Origin of the sequence: Paraburkholderia phenazinium (assembly GCF_900142845.1) — a bacterium.
Taxonomy (GTDB): domain Bacteria; phylum Pseudomonadota; class Gammaproteobacteria; order Burkholderiales; family Burkholderiaceae; genus Paraburkholderia; species Paraburkholderia phenazinium_A.
In genome coordinates, this window is the sequence record NZ_FSRU01000001.1 from 405,879 (window position 1) to 423,568 (window position 17,690).

9 protein-coding genes are annotated in these 17,690 nt (G+C 53.2%); 3 read left to right on the plus strand and 6 right to left on the minus strand.

Going from position 1 to position 17,690, the window contains the following annotated elements; translation table 11 throughout:
- Positions 1 to 608: 608 nt before the first annotated feature.
- From BUS12_RS01905 to BUS12_RS01920, 4 genes are read right to left on the minus strand one after another with little or no spacing between them, the layout of a single operon-like run.
- Positions 609 to 1,925 (minus strand): site-specific integrase, encoded by a 1,317-nt coding sequence (locus BUS12_RS01905; RefSeq protein WP_074293985.1) that lies wholly within the window; start codon positions 1,923 to 1,925, stop codon positions 609 to 611.
- A complete protein-coding gene (locus BUS12_RS01910) occupies positions 1,925 to 2,917 on the minus strand; it encodes a hypothetical protein (protein ID WP_074293986.1) in 993 nt (330 codons plus the stop codon). Before BUS12_RS01910 ends, BUS12_RS01905 begins: the two co-directional genes overlap by 1 nt.
- Positions 2,910 to 4,988 carry a tyrosine-type recombinase/integrase gene (locus tag BUS12_RS01915; protein ID WP_143788229.1) on the minus strand — a complete coding sequence of 693 codons (2,079 nt, stop codon included), beginning with the start codon at positions 4,986 to 4,988 and terminating at the stop codon, positions 2,910 to 2,912. Before BUS12_RS01915 ends, BUS12_RS01910 begins: the two co-directional genes overlap by 8 nt.
- Positions 4,989 to 4,997: 9 nt before the next feature.
- Positions 4,998 to 7,223, minus strand: coding sequence for a site-specific integrase (locus tag BUS12_RS01920; protein WP_143788230.1), 2,226 nt, complete (start codon positions 7,221 to 7,223; stop codon positions 4,998 to 5,000).
- A 2,854-nt stretch (positions 7,224 to 10,077) separates the two neighbouring features.
- Between BUS12_RS01920 and BUS12_RS01930 the strand changes: the two genes are divergently transcribed.
- From BUS12_RS01930 to BUS12_RS01940, 3 genes are all read left to right on the plus strand, one after another.
- A complete protein-coding gene (locus tag BUS12_RS01930; RefSeq protein WP_074293990.1) occupies positions 10,078 to 10,938 on the plus strand; it encodes a HamA C-terminal domain-containing protein in 861 nt (286 codons plus the stop codon).
- A gap of 2 nt (positions 10,939 to 10,940) precedes the next feature.
- Entirely contained in the window at positions 10,941 to 13,040 is a 2,100-nt protein-coding gene (locus tag BUS12_RS01935) for a DEAD/DEAH box helicase (RefSeq protein ID WP_074293991.1), read from the plus strand.
- A 663-nt stretch (positions 13,041 to 13,703) separates the two neighbouring features.
- Positions 13,704 to 14,168 (plus strand): ATP-dependent nuclease, encoded by a 465-nt coding sequence (locus BUS12_RS01940; RefSeq protein ID WP_083640201.1) that lies wholly within the window; start codon positions 13,704 to 13,706, stop codon positions 14,166 to 14,168.
- A 72-nt stretch (positions 14,169 to 14,240) separates the two neighbouring features.
- On the opposite strand, the gene BUS12_RS01945 is transcribed toward BUS12_RS01940, so the two are convergent.
- Entirely contained in the window at positions 14,241 to 16,481 is a 2,241-nt protein-coding gene (locus tag BUS12_RS01945) for a hypothetical protein (RefSeq protein WP_074293992.1), read from the minus strand.
- A complete protein-coding gene (locus BUS12_RS01950; RefSeq protein WP_074293993.1) occupies positions 16,478 to 17,662 on the minus strand; it encodes a hypothetical protein in 1,185 nt (394 codons plus the stop codon). The genes BUS12_RS01945 and BUS12_RS01950 overlap by 4 nt, the downstream gene beginning before the upstream one ends.
- Positions 17,663 to 17,690 lie beyond the last annotated feature (28 nt).

Here is a 17,690-nt window from a genome sequence, read left to right on the forward strand (position 1 = left end):
TCCTGTCCGTTTTTTGGCGTAATTTTGCGCCTTTGAACACGCCCAGCCACAAGCCAGCGCTGTCCTTTCTCAACAAGGCTAGCATCTGGGATTTGCCGAAAGTCGCACACCACCACGGACGTTTCAACCCGGTCCGTGAGTGCGGTGAATATGACACCGCCATTCCGTCCGCGACTGCGGATGGCTGCGACGCGCAACTCGTAAGAAGTGACGGTCATATGCGAATGAACCTCCCAGAGGCCGCCAGCTGTTCATCAATCATCCTGTACAGCTTACGTTGCGTCAGTAGCTCTTTGACTCTCTCTCCGAGCTGCGTTCTACTCTTCCATCGCCTTCAGGCGTTGTTCCGGCTTGCTCTTTGCCGACACCCATGCGTCTGACTACTGCATCGTCAGTGCGGTCAGCGTCACCGGCGCCTGCTTCGACCTTTCGAGTTGCCACCCCCCTTCGCAACCAACTGCTTGTCCATCGAGATAAGAAGCTCGTTGAGCTTGGGATTCTGTCTAAACGCTGCCCGGTCGAACCCGTTCCGGTGCAATCTCGGAACGGTTGAGCTTGCCAGCGCGGATGTAGTCCATCCAATCGTTTGCTGTTTGCCGTTCAGATTTTCACTCTTCGTCATCCGCGACCTCTACCGGTACGTTCGTGTCCAGTCGTAGTCGGTTGATGAATTCTTCAACTGACTCACCACTCTCGATTACCAGCTCATTCACCATGCCCTTATGAGCCATGAACACCACTCGCGCAAGGTCCACGTAATGCTTATACGTAGTCTCTAGGCTCTCATGTCCCATTTGGTTCCGCAGAACTTCCGCGCAAGCAGCGAACAAGACATCGGTAGTCTTGGTCAACAGGTCTCCGCCAAAAAACGAAATGAGGAATTGCGTCGGCCACCAGTGGCGAGCATCGTAAAAGGAGATTGATTCGCGAAAACCCGGGTTACGCGACATCGCAACCAGCTTAGCTGCGTGTGTGCGGACAGCGACGTTTCCCGGGGTGACAGGAGTTCCTCTCTTCGTCAGAAACAACTGCGACAGCGGACATTTATGCCCAAAACGCATCTCGTATTTTTCGACCCGCTCGCGATAGTACGGCTGGATGTAGTTCCATTCGAGCGACTGCAAATCCTTGGTATTTACGCGAATCGTGCGCGTTTTGTTCCCCTTGCCGACCGTCGTATAGGCGACGGTCGGCGCCCCTTTACCCATGGATGAGAACGGCAAGATGTGAGCGTTTTTGCCGCTGCCGTAATATGGGAATCGACACAGCTCAACAGGTCGCATTGCAGTGCCCAGCGATAGGCGAAACATCTCACCGTAGACAGGGTCCGAGAACGCCTCAATCAAATCCCGAATTTCGTCGTTCGTGATTAACGATTTCCTAGTCTTCTGTCGTCGCTCTCTATCTAGTACCCGGATTGAGCTCGAATCTATCTTCGCCGTCTCTTTCGACTGGAGGTAGTTCAACATGTCATCACTTTTGAAGTTCGCGACCCATGTCTTCAAATTCACGTTGACGTTAGTGGCGTAACCATTGCTGTTCAGCCAATGAAATATGGAGAGGACCACCCTGGCATCCTCGAAGATGGTTTCAGATACGGGTCCCGCGCTGTCTGACTCTAATCGAGCCCGTTGCCTAGTAACTTGCCAACGTTTTATGTCGTCGTTATCGACGATGGAGTGATACTGCGTGACCGAAATTCCCACGTACTTGTCCTGCTCGGACAAGAAGCGATAAAACATCGCAATCACACCGCTGTAGCGCATCGAAGTTTTGATTGACGCACTAGTCTCTCTGTGCAGATAGATATTCGCGTGGCTGAGCAATATGCGTTGACCCGCTTCTTGGGCAATGAGGACGTAGTGAGACGTGCTTTTCCCAAGATGGTCGACGTAAGAGATGACTTGTCTGCTGATATCAAGCATTACTCGCCTTGCTCAATCTTGTACGTCACAACTTCGTTCACGCGAGGGTCTGATATCGACATGCTCTGCATCTTGTCTGCGAGTGCTATCTCATGCTCTGGAACATACGAGAAATAAAAAGCGCGCTGCGCTTTCGCGACGATTTGGGACTCACAGTACGGCGAAAATATTTTGACCGGTGTGTCGATGTCGAGCTTCGACAGTACGAGTGTCTTCAACTGAAGGGTACTAAATACCGGCGCTCGCACTATTACGAAGTTTCCGTTCCGTTGGCTCTTGAAATCTTTGCAAAACATGTCGAACGAGCAAAGATAGCGGTCGATAAAGACTACGATTGCCGCATCGGCTGAGCTCGCCTTTTGTGCGCGAACGATTGCGTCTTGGACCGCTTTGAGCTTCTCTCTATCCAATTTCGCCGCATCCCCGGAAGTCTGATACGCATCAAAAATCCGCTTAAGGTTGACGTCGAATATCGAGGTGTTGTCCCACCCTGCACTCTGCTTAGGCAGCAGGTGTCGCTTTTCGAGCTTCAACACAGTCAGCTCAGCCTCGAGCGTCTTGATTTGATTTATCAAGATGTCATTGTGTAGGCTTTGAGCCTCAAGCCTCGCTCGTAACCCGTCAACGTCGTGCAACGCCAAATCCGATTTCATGAGCGACGTAAGATATTCGGTTCGTGCGCGTTCAATCGCCTTATCTCTCCCGACCTTGAGCGACTGAAGCTCGGCCTCCAGCGCTTTCAGCCGCTCTATACCCGTGGATAGGACAGCGTTCTTGCTATTTCCATCCAGAAGGTCGGAAACTGATTTCTCGCCAGAGATATACGGTTCCAAATGACCGTAATAGCGATGCAGAGCCTGTCGCGTAATGCCCGCGGCAGCCGCCAACTTGGCCTTGAGCAACTTCTTACCTGGGAACTTTATCGCGTGGCTGGCAATTATCTGTATAAGCCGCTGCTCGGTGTCCTTGCTTCCCCTGCGGTGCTCACTCATGACCAGCCTTCCTCGACAGGCCTGCGATTTCCTCAACAGACGCGGAACGGGCTTCTAGCTCATTGAGTCGTCGCTCAGAAATGAGTAGCTTCTTTGTGATAGCGGCCAACGTGCGCTCTTTCAGCGTACCCGAGGCGACAAGCTTCGAATAAAATGTGATGTTTTGGTGTAGGGCAGTCTTTGCGGAATCAAGCAGAATCAAGTTGCCACATTCGACGTGGCAGTTTCTAGGGTTGGGGAGACTTCCTCCCGCCAAGGAATACGACGCGATACAGGGGGGCTTTGGTCCCCCAGGATAGTTATCAGTGGTGAGACAGTAGGTGCCGGCTCCCAGTGAGGTACGATGTATGTAAATCGGCTCACCAGACCGGACGAGATGCGACACGTAATCGTGAATCTCGGCCCGTATGACCTTTCCAGCAAAGAGCGTTTCGCGACTGGCCAATCTGCCCGCGAGTTCATCTGCGCGAGCACCGGCATAGACGCCAGAGCTCAAACCTGAAACGATTTCCGCGAAATCGTCGGTGAAGCTCTTTTCGATTGCCCGCACCACGCTACGCACGATGTACGGGTTTCGCGCGATATATCTCAGGGACATCGAATAGCTCGTATGGCCGAACAGCAACCGAATGATATCGATGTTACGCTCGTCTCTGTTAATCAAAATCTCTGCAATTGTCTTGCGAAATCGATGACAGTGAACTCCCTTGAGGCCTAGCGCATCTTGCAGCTGTTGAATAATCGCTTCGAGCGTAAGGTATGCGTTGTGGCTGCTTTTCGATTTGCCAAGCTGAGAGTGGTTGTGGGAGCCAAACAGTGTTCTGACTTTCGCGAAACTTCGAATATCTCGCGCGGAAATGTAGTCGCGGACAATCTCACCCAGGAACGTCGGTAACGGGAGGACGTCTTGCTTACCGGCGAAGTTCGGGTCGTTGGTTGTTTTGAATCGTGTTACGCGAACCGAATACTCTCCCGATGCCTCATCAAATAATATGTCCTCATCGGTCAAGATACCCAGCTCTCTCTTTCGAGCCCCGGTGATTAGAGCAATCCAAACAAATATGGCGTTGCGTACGCTGTCCAAAGCTTTGGCGTAGGGCCTAATCCATGAGATGGTCCAAAAGGTGGAGAAATTAAATCGAGGAGTTGGCTCGAGTTCACGAAAGTTGACGTTTGGCTTCATCACCTCAACATCGTCTATGATGACGGTGAGGTTTTCTTCGAAAAATGCTGCACGCGAGGCCTGTACGGTCTTAATTCTGTCAGAAACATTGACCTTTTGCACAATTAGTATATCCCGTACCTTTAACAACGCTGGCAGGGCTTTCTCGGTCCAGAACAAAGCGTAGTCGATAAGCTTCATCAACTCATGTTCGCTTAAAGGTTTGTATGTTCCCACCGTTCTTCGGTAATGTTCTAAAATATCACCCGCTCTTTCCTTTGTGATGACGCGATTGGCTGCAATGTTCAAGCGAAGTGATTGAGGAATGAGCTTCTGGGCGGATAGTTGCAACCACAAGTTCACAAAGAAATACACGTGCTTATATGTGGTCAGAAAACCACTTTCCTTCGCCTTATCGAGCGCTTCGTTAAGCGTGGTGGCATCAATCGCAGCAATTTGAGCGGCTGTGGCATTCAGCTTATTGTTTGAGAAGATGTATTTTTCCAGCAACCCGAACGCATAGCCGGCTACGTGGGTTGTGTTGTGGCTTCGTGACCGGCCCCACGGATTAAATTCCGGCAGAAGATGAAACATAATGGACCGTTTAAGGTTGTTCACGCCGATGATTTGGCTGTCGAATTTGACGACATTATCCTCTGTGAGCTTCCAGGTTGCGTCGCTGTAGAGTGAATCGTCCGAGACGTGGAACGCTCCCGTTGGCCGAGCAGCGAGCTTTGCCAAGAGGACGCTCCGCGTGCCTTTGAGTAAGCTGTCCGAGCTGCGTAATTCAAGCCCTAGCTCTTCCTCGACGACGTCAAGTTCGTCTTCGTCATACTCGTCTTGCGAAAAGCCCAAGGCCGAATGCTGCGCCCCCTCAAACCTTGGTTCTTCCATCTCGTTGATTTTCACAGTTTACCCTCAGCCTACGGTTACTTCCGAATCGTCGAACAGTACCTCAAATGCGGCATGGTCGATTGGGAACAACGGACTATGTTGCTGCTGGTAGGCAAACGCGCTTTGTAAGACTTTGTCGTCATTCCAGTTAGAGATGAGCCAATCGATGACTTCGCGCTCTGCATTAAGGGTCGAGCTGAAGTCAGATTCCTCAGCGTTAGCTAAGGCTTCTTCGATTTGGGCGTGTCTGTCAATCAGATAGGGCAGAGAGTCTTCAAAGACATAGCACTGGCTGCAGAAAAAACAGTTGGTCGAAGGGTGACATTTCTGACCGGCTGTGAATCGTTGTTGAAAGCCAGGCCAATCAGGTGTCAATCGATTTCGACAGCCCCAGAGGTTTTTTTCGTGACCAGGAAGAAAGAATATGGTCAAACCTTCATTCATCTGCGCCGGGGTGGGTGCTTCCCCAATCAACCCCGTGAACTGCCGTGTTCTTAGAAGGCCTCCAACGGTCTCAAGCTCGGCCCGCAAGCGTGAGCTTCTCTCCTTCATAGCCAAGCCGGAGCTGTCATAGTAAATGTCCGTCGTTTCGGGGCTCTCGTGCCCTTGAATGAGCGATATGACGCTCAGCGGCTTCATTTTGCGGTGCATCATCACCCAAGTTGGCCGCAGCTTCGGGCTGATTTCTTCGACCTTCGATAGCCGGCGGCCGCTCGCGTGTATCGGGTAAAGTTTTAAAAAGCCTTTGACGCCAGTTTTGAACAGGGACTCGGCGGACAGAGTGTAGAAGCGTCCAAACTGTCCCCAAGCGCCGGGATGTCGCAAGCATGAAAACAGTTTATTCAATCGAGTCTCGTCATGCCCAGTGCGAACGAAATCAACGGACTGAGCGGCGAACGGCTCTGATAACGCTTCGGCTAGCTTGACTAGATTGTAAGCCGAGTACTTGTTTGTTCTGCTGCTTGTAGCTTTGTAGAGCTTTGGGTTGTGATACGGAAGTTGGCTTCCTTGACTTCGGTTTTTCTCCGAAAATATCGTCATTTCGTCTTCAGCCAAAAGTCCCGACAACTTCGCTTCGAAGTTTTTCGGGTCAATTGCGAGGACCGTTTCCTTGTTCCACCCAGTTTGGACCATGAGAAACAGAATCAGTGTTGCCATGTCGATATCGCTGGGGTAGTACGTATACAACAATTGCGCGACCGTGGGACGAGTCTCGACATTTGAACTCCGCCGTTGGTAGCAATACGGCAAAAGGCATTCAAGTACAGTACCTGTCCTCTCGAACCACGCAGTCTTCATTTGTGAGTCGTACTTTTCTTGTAGCTCTTGCAGACTCATCTCCAACGGATAGCCGCACTGAATCAAGGTTTTCAGCACCCGAAATTCATCGAGATGCAGATTTGCGACGCTGGTCCCGAAGGGATTTATGGGTTTTTGAAGCCGGAATATCGCCCCATCTCCGTCGTAATAGGCCTTCCAGGCGCTACCCAGCTTCCCACCCGCTGTAGGCAGCTTGCGCATGGAGATTAGTATGGGGTCGTCGCTCCTGCCGAGGTATTCCCTAATCGTCGCGACTGCTGGTCTAGTGACGTGGTGTAACAGAGCATATTGATACCAACGGACGAGATTTTCGCAATTGACCGGTGGATTTACGAGCATACTAAGCTCCGCGAAGGTATAGGGCTCAGCCGACTGGACCTTGATGCGGTTTTCGAGGAGTGTCCAAAGCGAATCGGCATGCTTTCTCAGCGCCCCTTCCAATTCCGTAAACGTGCTTTCATCTAAAGGTTCCGTTTTATTGCTTCGGTCGTATCGGATTGCAGGAAGCCGTAATTGAGGAATCTCGCCGGTGTGTTCTGCGACGTAATTCAAAGCGCTCTTAAGTCTTGCAAGCGGCGTCTCGGCACGCATCCTCAGATTACCTATTTTGCATTCCTTCTGAAGGTAACGCTCGAACTGGCGAATGACATCTCCAGTCAGGTCCGAGATGGAATTGAGGTGCACCGCTAACGGATTGAGTTGATGATACTTTTGGCGGAAGTCGAGAAACACAACCAGCGCCTGCCGCACTTCTAAAGCCTTACTTTGGCTTCGATTGGGGGCGTAGTGGAGAAAGGTGTAGTGCAACTGAGCGCAGAGCTCGTTGTCGTGTGAAAACTGAGGATGAGAGAGGTACGGCTCGCATGTTAGGCGAGTGCCGGAGGTGGTTGTTACGTTGGTTACGGTCGCGTATGCCGTTATGTCAGTCATCTCGGTCCTGACGGTCACGTTGTTGTGTCCATGCTTTCATATGCATTTGCGCTTATCTTTGGGTCCGAGTGCGGCGTCGCAGCACTTGTGGCGTGTTGGTCTTCAGACGCTGGAAGGCTGACCAGAAGCGAACGTTGCTTCGCTCGTTATTTTTGGTGCACTGGAAGGTCGCTAAGGCCCAAACGCAGTCAAGCGGGTCCGCATCAGGGTGACTTTTACGCCAAAGGCATCCAGATGTCCTTCCGCAATTGGGGTTCGGCGCCTCCTTGGGAATCTCCTGTGTCGCAACGGGAACTCCGGCGCAACCTCCCGGCGCAACAGCGCTCGTTCTTGCCGAATGAGGGCCGAACTTCACCCAGGGCCGCCCGGTCTCGACCATGGCGCGTTGAGGGCTCGGTTGTTCATACACGTGGAGCAACGTTAGCTTCGTGTGCTGAGCCAAGTCGTCCGTCAAGTCAGGGTAAGTTGTCACCCCAGCTAAAGTGTTTAGGATGGTCCGCACCGAATCATCGTACCGCCAACCGCTTCGAGGATTGCTCGGGAGCTCAGATTGCCAACGAGCCGAATCTCGTCTTTGGCATGCCGGAAGCGCTAGAGGTCTGGAAGACCATAAGTGAACTATGAGTCGCTCGAGACGAAGAAGCCCCCCGGTCGCTGGGAATGCCTGGCGAACCGACTGATAAGTGATGGGATATGAGGGCAACGCTTGACCGACTGGAAGCTTGTCCAGTTGCTGAAACAGTCGGGAATTGACGCGACAGCGCACACAGTAAGCCAGAAGTGCTTCGCAGCGGCATTTCCACACGCTCGCGTGTCGGCGACGATGGATAACTCGTCCCCCAAGGTTCTTGGCCGACCTCGGGGATACCGAGATGGATGTAGTCCACCTCGGTTGATTCACAGTAGTCCGCTTTCTTGCTTGCTGCATCGCACCCTCGCCGATGTACCCTCTCAAAAAATGGCGAGGTGGCTATGGTGCGAAGGTCTATAACGGCGTCGAGTGCGAGGTGATTCAAGTTGGCGTTGCGCCAGACACGACTCTACCAAATACGTTGTCTCTTTTCAAGCATCTATATTGCTACACGATAACGCATCTACCTTTAGCGAATAGATACCGCCTATACGTAGTTATCCCGAGATAAAGTAGGGAGGTTGAGCATAGTGTTGACATATTGGTTAATTCTCGTTCAGTTAAGTTAACTGTGGTTTAACGAATAATGGAGGGTCTCTTCTATGTGGCTATCCCTGTCTCACTGTATGTACTACGAATTAATGTTAAGCGAGTGATTTCACTGGAGAAAATTAGTTCCGAAATCAATGAGACAGATGCTGGTAAGCGTATCAAACGATGGTTCAGAAGGAGTTGTTAGTTAGCAACGTGTTGCGTTTTCCTCGAATATCGCTATACATACATGCCACCTCTTCGCAGAGCATGTGTCTCGGCGAAAATACCATCTTACCCCGCTGATAGCCGGTCAATTCGTTTGTCATGCCGCATCCTCGACGGACCCGGCCTCGGACTTAACACCCAGCGCCGTAAACCCACGGGAATTCGCTGGGCTGTGCTTTTGTGCAAGGCTTGCTTTGCACGCCGATGTGGATGAGTCATGGAATCTAGGGAAGTCGGTGACGGTGGGTGGGGTGCACGCAGCGTGTTCGAATGTTTGGCAATATGGATTAGAAGTCGTTACACAGCAGCGAAATTTCGGCGGAAGAAGTCGTTACGTGAATGCAAGCAATTGATTTAAAAACGTAAACACTTCTAATCCGTCGACACCAAATCGCCCGTTCCCGAAGGGAAATTCCGGAAAAAGTGTCTCGGAATGAATCCTTCGAGCGAGCGGACCGGGGCCGAGGTGGGGAGCACCATTTGTTTCGGTTAAGAGCGGCTCCTCGCTGACTCTAAGTCCTTGTCAGCAAAGGGATTAACCGGAACTAATGGTCACGTCTCATTGCCGCAGCTTCCAACGGACCGTCTGACGCTCCGAGTGCTGAGGTGCATTAATTTCGGTTACGAAGCCTCGATTTAGTTCTGGTTACGTGGCTCTTCCCGGCCGCGGAGCCTTACCTGGCAAGCGGTAACCTGAATTAATGTCCAGAGGTGCTTGAGCATTTTCCGGTGCCCCTTTTTTGCGCACTGCACCGCGATTTCGCCCTCGCGACGCGCCAGCTCCTAGGAGCCACCGTCCAGTCAAGCAAGAGGGCGCCACAAGACCCGAGCGGCGACTCACCTCCAGCGCGAAAGGCCTAACTCCCGTGTTGGCAATCTGCTGTCCGCGCCGGAAATTCCCCATTTTTACCGAACTTCGCCTTCTCACGCTCTCCGACCCAGAGCTTCGCTCTCACGAGGAACTTATCCTCCTTGCTCAGCCCGCGCTTCAATAGAAGGTCGTTGAGCGTCTTCGCATCGGACCTATCCGCTGACGCAGTACCAACACAATCCCCGTACTGCGTGGATGCTTTGAGCGTTTCCATTTGTCCCCCCGGTTTGGCCATCGAGAAGCTAGTCTAGCGGTTCCCAGTATCGCCAGGCAGCCCTCTTAATCGACGTGAATGATGCAATTGGCATATGTTTTGTAGACTCATCGCTCGCGCCCTTGCGACGCCGGCAGCCATCCTGCAAGTATCATCGAAAAGATTCTTGCCACCTGTTGATTTCCGGCGAATCACGACCGACAATCAGCGACACATAGCATTTAGCACCATACACCGCACAAGAACTGCGGAGTCTCATCCGAGCAGCAGAGGCGAAAATGACAAACCTGAGAGACCGAGTCATCGACTATCTTCCCGGCAATAATCATGCAAATTCGTGGGTAAGCAGTCAGGCGTTTATCGCGGCCAAAACGCCCGCATGATGAACGTCTACGACAACACTCCCGCGCGGCTGCTACTTCAGTTGCATTCTGAGGCTACGCCATGGCAGCACGACAGCTTTTGCGCGGGCTTCGAGATAAGTCAGTGGCGATGTTCTGCGCTCGCCGACCACATTATCGAATGGCTACCCGACTATGCCCTGAAAGAGGACGAACTGAACGTCAATCACGGCAACATCTATGTTCGACTGAAAGAAGCAGCGGCGCGGGTCTACTCCACAAAGGAATACAACAAGCGCGGGGAGCTCGGCGAAATTACGCTGCACGCAATATGCCGCGACTACTTCAAGACGATTCCACTCGCTCCACGAGTCTTCTACAAGACGGCGTCGAACGATGTTGTCAAATCCTTCGACATGGCGCACGTCAGATACGTTGACGACAGCACGTTTGAAATCTGGCTCGGCGAATCGAAGTTCTACAAGAGCGGGGCTTCGGCCATTTCCGCGGCAATCAAGTCCGTGAAGGAACATATTGATGCGGGGTTCTTAAAACGAGAGAAGTTCATACTGGGCCCACAAATTTCGCTGTCGCTACCCAATGCTGAGAAGATTCGGAAGTTATTGGCGAGCCAGACTTCAATTGATGCACTATTTCAGAATGCGGTGTTTCCTGTATGTATCGTATGCGACAGCGACGCAGTGAAAACGCACAAAAATCACACTGCCGAATATATTGAGAGCGTGTATTCTGAGTTGGCAGAATTACGCGACCGGTTAGACCAATCCGCTCTGCCCAGCAAAATCAAGATGCATCTCATCTATGTTCCGTTGGAGTCGAAGGATAAAGTCGCGAAGGCGTTCGACAAGCGACTCAAATCCTTGAACATCGAGGATTAGTCATGCAAATCTCGGGCGAACAATGGAATCAAATTTCATCGCTCCGCGGCAGCGATTTGAAAGGCGTAGTTTTCGAGATTCTGCGAGGTGCGGCTAGCGCAATTCAACGCGAAGAAAGCGACGACCCGAGCACTCTGGATATCGTTCCGAGGCTCGCGAAGCTCATAGAGGACCGGGAAGAACTGGCATCGTACCGGGAGCCGTTCAGCGCGCTCGCCAGAGCGTCTGGGTTGTGGAACTACATCGACAAAGCGGTGGCGTCGGAGCCCGACCTCTTGTTGGCAGAGTCGGTGACCGTACCAGAGCTTGACGGCATCACTCTTCACCGCGAACAGGTGGACGCGTTGAATGAACTGCTTGCAGGACGGAATCTAATTCTGAGTGCACCCACGAGTTTCGGGAAAAGCCTGCTCATTGACGCGCTTCTCGCTTCCGGACGATACACCCGCGTCGCCATCGTACTCCCCACTATCGCGTTGCTCGATGAGTTTCGGCGACGCTTGCGTCGAAGATTCGAAACTCGCTTCTCTGTCGTCATGCATCCCTCCGAAGAGGCGTCTGGCGATATACCGACAATCTTCCTTGGAACTCAGGAGCGTCTGATTCATCGGACTGACCTTGGCAAGTTGGACCTCACCGTTGTAGACGAGTTTTACAAGCTCGACCCGGGCCGGAAAGACGACCGGAGCATCACACTGAATGCGGCCGTTTACAAGCTTTTGAAGCGCTCTCGACAGTTCTTTTTCCTCGGCCCAAACATTGACGGCGTGCGATTCGCGGAAGGTGCAAAATGGAAGTTTGAGTTTTTGAAGACCAAATTTTCCACAGTTGCGGTCGATACCTACGACCTCCGCAAAATCGCGGACAAAGAGGAGCGACTCCTCGAGGAAATCGGCGACGACAGCAACTGGCCAGCGCTTGTGTTTGTCTCGTCACCCGACCGTGCGAACAAGATTGCGAGCAAGGCCGCGGAGGGGATGGCAGTATCGGACTACGCTGATGCTTTTGCGCAGTGGCTCTCGGACAATGTTGGTGCAAATTGGTCGCTCATCGAAACGGTACGCTTCGGGTTTGGCGTTCATCATGGACGGCTGCCGCGAGCGATTGCGTCCCAGATGGTGCGGCTATTCAACAAAGGTACTTTGCCGGTTCTTTTTTGTACCTCAACCCTCATTGAGGGCGTCAATACCGCAGCGAAAACGGTCCTGATATACGACAAGAACATCAACAAAGCTCCATATGACTTCTTCACGTACTCGAACATAAGAGGTCGCGCAGGGCGTCTGGGCCAACATCATGTTGGGAAAGTCTTCTTGTTTAACGAAGCGCCGGCACGCCAAGAGATGGAGGTGTCTCCAACATTGTTCGCCGACGAAGAAGACGTTCCGCTGGACTATGTAGTGCAACTTGACGAGCCTCCAACTCAAACCACAGCCGATAGCCGAATCGTAGCCGTACGGGACTCACTTGCTCTGGACTGGCCCGACCTGCGCTTGGCAGCCTCCCTGGGACTTGATGCGGCGCAGCGACTGAAGACGAAAGTTCAGAGCGCCCTTGATGGTGGTGCTGCCATCGTATGGACTGGCGTGCCCCGTTACCCGGAAATCAAAGCTGTTGTCGAGGTAATCTGCGCCGTTCGACCAGCCAGTGAATTCGGGGCTTATACAGCGAAATCGCTGACGTACTTTATCGGTGGATTGCGGAAATCCAAGGGGATGAAGACCTTCTTAAATGAATACGATGCGAAATACACGGGGTCAGCAGAGAGCTACGATAGTGTCTTTCGTTTTCTCAGGGCATGCGAATATGGTCTACCGCAATGGTTCTCGCTTGTCGACGCTTTCGTGAAATCAGCGGGATTTCACGCGGACTACAGCCTCTTTGTGCAGGCGTTGAGCCGGTGGTTTCTTGCGGAGGAACTTAAGAACCTCGACGAGGAAGGGATACCCATTCAGATATCGGAGCGATTCCACGTCGGGGAAAGCAAGGCAGCGCTCACAGACCGCCTCGCAGGACTCGCAATGTCTGGCTCTGCGGAACTCACTCCGTTTGAACGCGACTGGATTGTTTCAGCACTGGACCTTAAAGAATCTGACCAATAGCCCGATGCCAACCGGCCGTTACAAAAGATGCCTCAATATCTGAGGATGAGTACGGTTCGCTTGCTCGAGGCAAGTCAGGACGCGTTGAGTCTTGCTCTCCAAGGGTTGGGGACGCCAAGCAGAGGGGTTCTTCGCTTTGACTCTATACACCGTATCTATGGGTCTTATCGGTGCGGTAGCAGAACAAGCTCTAAAGCCGTACTAGTTGATGACCGTGCTGGATGGCGGTGCTTCGTTCCCAGCTCTTTTGGCAGCCGGTGGTCGAGTTCGTCGTCGGTAAAGTAGAGTTCCTCTGAGTGCTTGAGCGCCTTCTGCACATCGCGATAGGCCTTGCTGTCGTCTTGGGAGCAGCCTTGTAGATGTCTTTCAGGCCACTCGTTCAGATGGTCCCGCACTACGCGAACTTCATCATACCGTGGCCATCTCTGGGCAGGCGGCTGCGGAAAGAAGACGACGAAGACGAAGCCAATGTCATTGGAGATGCAATGAACCGGGTGAACGACCTGGACGACATCGATGACGACATTCCATGGTGAGGGCCCTGTCCCTTAGATTAGGATTTGCCGTAAGTCTCGTGGGCAACTTTAGCCGTTTCAGGGCCGGCATGTGCCCGTTAAAGGGGAACTTCGAGAGACGTCGTAATTCGGAGAGGAAGGAGGAGTGGTGGTTCGCATTCGAAAAATCGAAATCAGAAATTTCCGGTCCATCCGCTCGTTAGACTGGAACCCGACGGATGGCGTCAATTGCCTCATAGGTCCGGGAGACAGCGGGAAATCAACCATTCTTGATGCAATCGACTTTTGTCTTGGGGCGCGCCGCAATCTTGGTATCTCCGATACCGATTTCTTCGGGCTCGATGTTACGCAAGATATTTCTATCAGGACTACGATAGGCGCGCTGCCAGACTCGTTGAAGAGTATCGACGTATATGGGGAGTATCTTCGCGGATTCGATACTGGCACCGGCGCGCTCGAAGATGAGCCGCGCAACGGCCTGGAAAGCGTCGTCACGCTTCAACTTACAGTGAAGGCAGACCTGGAACCTGTATGGTCACTCTATTCGACGCGTATGGCGACTATTGAAGCACGACGAGAAGGCCTCGCCTTGGTTACCGGCACTCCGTGTTGAAGCTTGACCATCGCCGGTAATCGCACCCCCGTCGTCTCTACCGACGACAGGCAGCAGACCCGGTCCGTCAGGCTAGAACTCATCCGGCATATTGGCGTTCTTCGGCATGTCCTCCAGTCCAAGCAGGACGCGCAGCAATCTCAACCTGAATGTATTGCCTGCCAGCTTCGGGCGCACACGCTCCCGAAATTGCTCCAGATGGCGCCCGTCAAGGCGCAACCTGCCCGTATACAGCGCGAGCGCGAACTCGCCAGCCGCTTCGCCTTGTCTTCGCCCGTGTTGCTCGAGGACATTCGTCAGGAAGTCCAGCATGAACTGGCTAGAGTTACGCTCCCGCGAATAATCCAACTCGCCGACGCGAGCACATCGAAGCAGTGCCGCCTGGACGGCACCATCGTTGTACCGAGTGAAGTTCTCCGGATGTAAAATCACCTGCTGAAATGCATCCGTGGAGAGGCGGTGTGCTTCATCATCGAACTTCCCCTCTCTGGCGTTCTGGAGCAGCGCTCCAACCGTCGCGAGGACACCAGCACTCGTCTCATCGACCTCCTTGTAGAATGGTGTCCAGTACGCAAAATCCGCCCGAAGCTTCAGACGTTCAGTGAGGTCGTCGTCGGACGCGATGAACGTGTATCCTGCCAGGCCACCCTCGGAACCGTGAAGGTTACCTATCCTGTTTTGAAATGAAGCTCCAAACTCCAACTGCACATTCCTAAACACGTCCGCCTCAGCCTCGAAAGTCTCAGAAATCCCCGGCCCAATCGCGATGCCCATGAAGCGTTCCACATTGATGGCGGCATTGGTCGCAGAGTGCTTGAGATTGGGAGCAAGCGCATCCACTTGCGTGGCTGTCTCGGCAATCTGAGCGCCGATGAGATATGTCCTCGCGCCGTAGTGGATGTCCCGTAAATCGCGACTGATTGAGAGAAGCTTGGTACCGCGCCCAACCACAGCAGCTACGATGAGCATTGCCCCAAGGCAGTCCGGCGTCTTTGTCTGCGCTTCGATTTCGACATCCGACACCAAATGCAGTGGCTCTGCCCGATTCATGACCTCCTGCAAACGCTTCGCACAAAGCTTTGCGATTTCGTGCGAGGCAGCATCGCTCTGGTAGACAATTGTTTTGACCGACGCCGGTGTCTTCTGGCACAGAACTTTGTCCGCAAACTTTCCAAACTCGTCGTTTTCCAATAGCCCACGACCGTCAAGAAAGATGGGCCGGACCTTCGCCGTAGGTACACTTCCTCGCGCCTGAACCGCAAGCCGGCCGGTCTTCGCAAACGCTTTGCTGAAATGTGCGACCGACTCGACACGGTGTTTAGCCTTCTTCAAGAGCACCGACTTTGGGAGGAGGTCCTCCGGCGCAAATCGCTCGCCAACGATTGATAGGTCCTTCAGCTGTCCGTAGCGCTGTTGCCGGCCATCGTCGATACCGTCGGGCGTTTCCAGCGCGTAAAGGGCATCTTCATGATGCTCTGCGCAATCTAACGTTAGAAGCGTGACGACTTCGTCGGGATGACAACGCGTCTTCTTTTTCCACTCCTGCTCAAGATTCATCGACGACGAAGCTGAAATCAATGTGAACGACGTCCCGTACAAGGGGGCATCAATTTCAGTGAGGCCATCGTGCGAATGGAAGCTTACGACGCGCGGGCGTGGAAGCTCGTAGAGTGAGCAATAGATTTCTCGAAGCGCATAGGCAACGGACGCAATGGCCATCGTGTCCACGAATATAACGTCTAGCTGTGCGCCAATCGCCAACGCTCGCTTCTTCAACTTCTCCAGCAATGCGAAGGCGAGGAACTGCGCACTCTCGACCTCCGTCAGAGCCTCCTCGGCTCGCAGGAAGTGAGTCGACCGCTTTTGCGATGGTTTGACGAATGTGAACCCAGGAGGCGCCACCACGAACACACGCCGAGCATCGAAGAGCTTCTTTAGCCCCGCGTTTCGAATCGCTGTTGACTGGTTTTGCAGGATGCCCTCAAGTTTCCCGACCGGATTCCGCAGTTGACTATGTAGGCGGATAGCTCCATCGCGCTTAAATGAACAAACGCATATGCAGACTTTGGTTGATGCACGGTTCGCCGCTTGCGTCAGAAGCCGCTCCGCAAAAGCCTCGACGATTGGGTCAGCATCAGCCGTTTCGCATATGATTGCGACCACGTCAGGCGGATTTACACCTTGCAGCCCAGCCTCGATTGCATCAGCGAGGTTCGCCTCATTGAGTTTCCCAGGCGGCTTAAAGAGGAGGTGAAAATTTCTTGCTGGGCCGCCATCCGCAAACGTCCAATCGAATGCGAAATACCCCTTCATAGCAGCACCTTTGAGAGCGGCACCACAATCGAGTAACATGCGCCAGCCGTCATTGGTAACTCTGGCTGCTCTTTGAGCCAGTGGGTTGGCGTGAACAATGCCTCTGTCTTTGGAGCGGAGAAGTCTTGTACGAGGCAAACTCGACCGGTCCGCAATCGAAGGTATGCATTAAGCCGTTGCAGCGTCTGGAGCACGTACGACAGTCCTCCGCCGCTGCCTGCTGTTGTCTTGGTCGACGCATGAAGCTCAAAGCACTTCTGGACGAGGGCTACCTCGTCAGCAATCGACAAGCGCTCCATTTTGTCGCCCGAGTGACCGTGACGCGAAAGCCAACGACGCGCGAGCCCGGGACCAGTGTCAAGCACAGTGAGCTCGAGCAGAGCCGATTGTCGGTTTTGCCAGCGTTCGTCAGAACCCGTCGACGCCCGTCGGTTGGCGATGTTGTGCAATAGGTAAAACGAAAGTCTGGGGTCGCCCTCGCCCAGATGAGTAGCAGCAGTTTTCGCGTCGTAAGTGATGAACTTCGCCATAACCGCGCGGAGATTCTTCGGGTACGCTCGTCCATCCTCATCAGTCGTAGCGTGCTCGTCCGTATTTTTAAAGAGTTCATAGACGAGCGTTCCGAGCCAGATACGCCTTGTCTCGGACATCTGTTGCTCCGCCGATGGGGCGCACGCCGCAATAATGCGAGAAGTGAGCGTAACGAACTCGTCTCGTGAGCGTACGGCGCCGACCTCAGCTCGTGAGTACAAGGGAATCAGAAACTCGTTCTTTGCACGTGAGAAGCAACCGAGAAATACCCCTCGCCCGTGCATTGTTTCTCTGAAGCTGCTCGACTGCATGGCTTCAATCCGCGTGACCGCGTTAACAAGCGCGGCCCGCGTCGACATCGGTTCTCCTTCTGCCGTCTGGATAGCATCCGCGAAATACGCTGCCGCTATGCCATGCGGCTCCCTGGACAGGGCCTCTGCGGCTTCGTCGGCATGTCTGCTGTACAAGCGAAGTGTAGGTCGTGCGACGTTTCGCGACCATTCTGCGGTCAGCTGTATTAGAGAGCTGGGAACTCCTGCGCCACCACCGAATTTCAGTGTCGTAGGTAGACGCAGTGCCTGCTCGACCTGAAACTCGGAATAGGCCGCCTCTATCTCTTTGAGGCTGACGGCTTGAGAAAAGGAAATCATGAACTCTCGATTCGCAAATCCGCTTTCT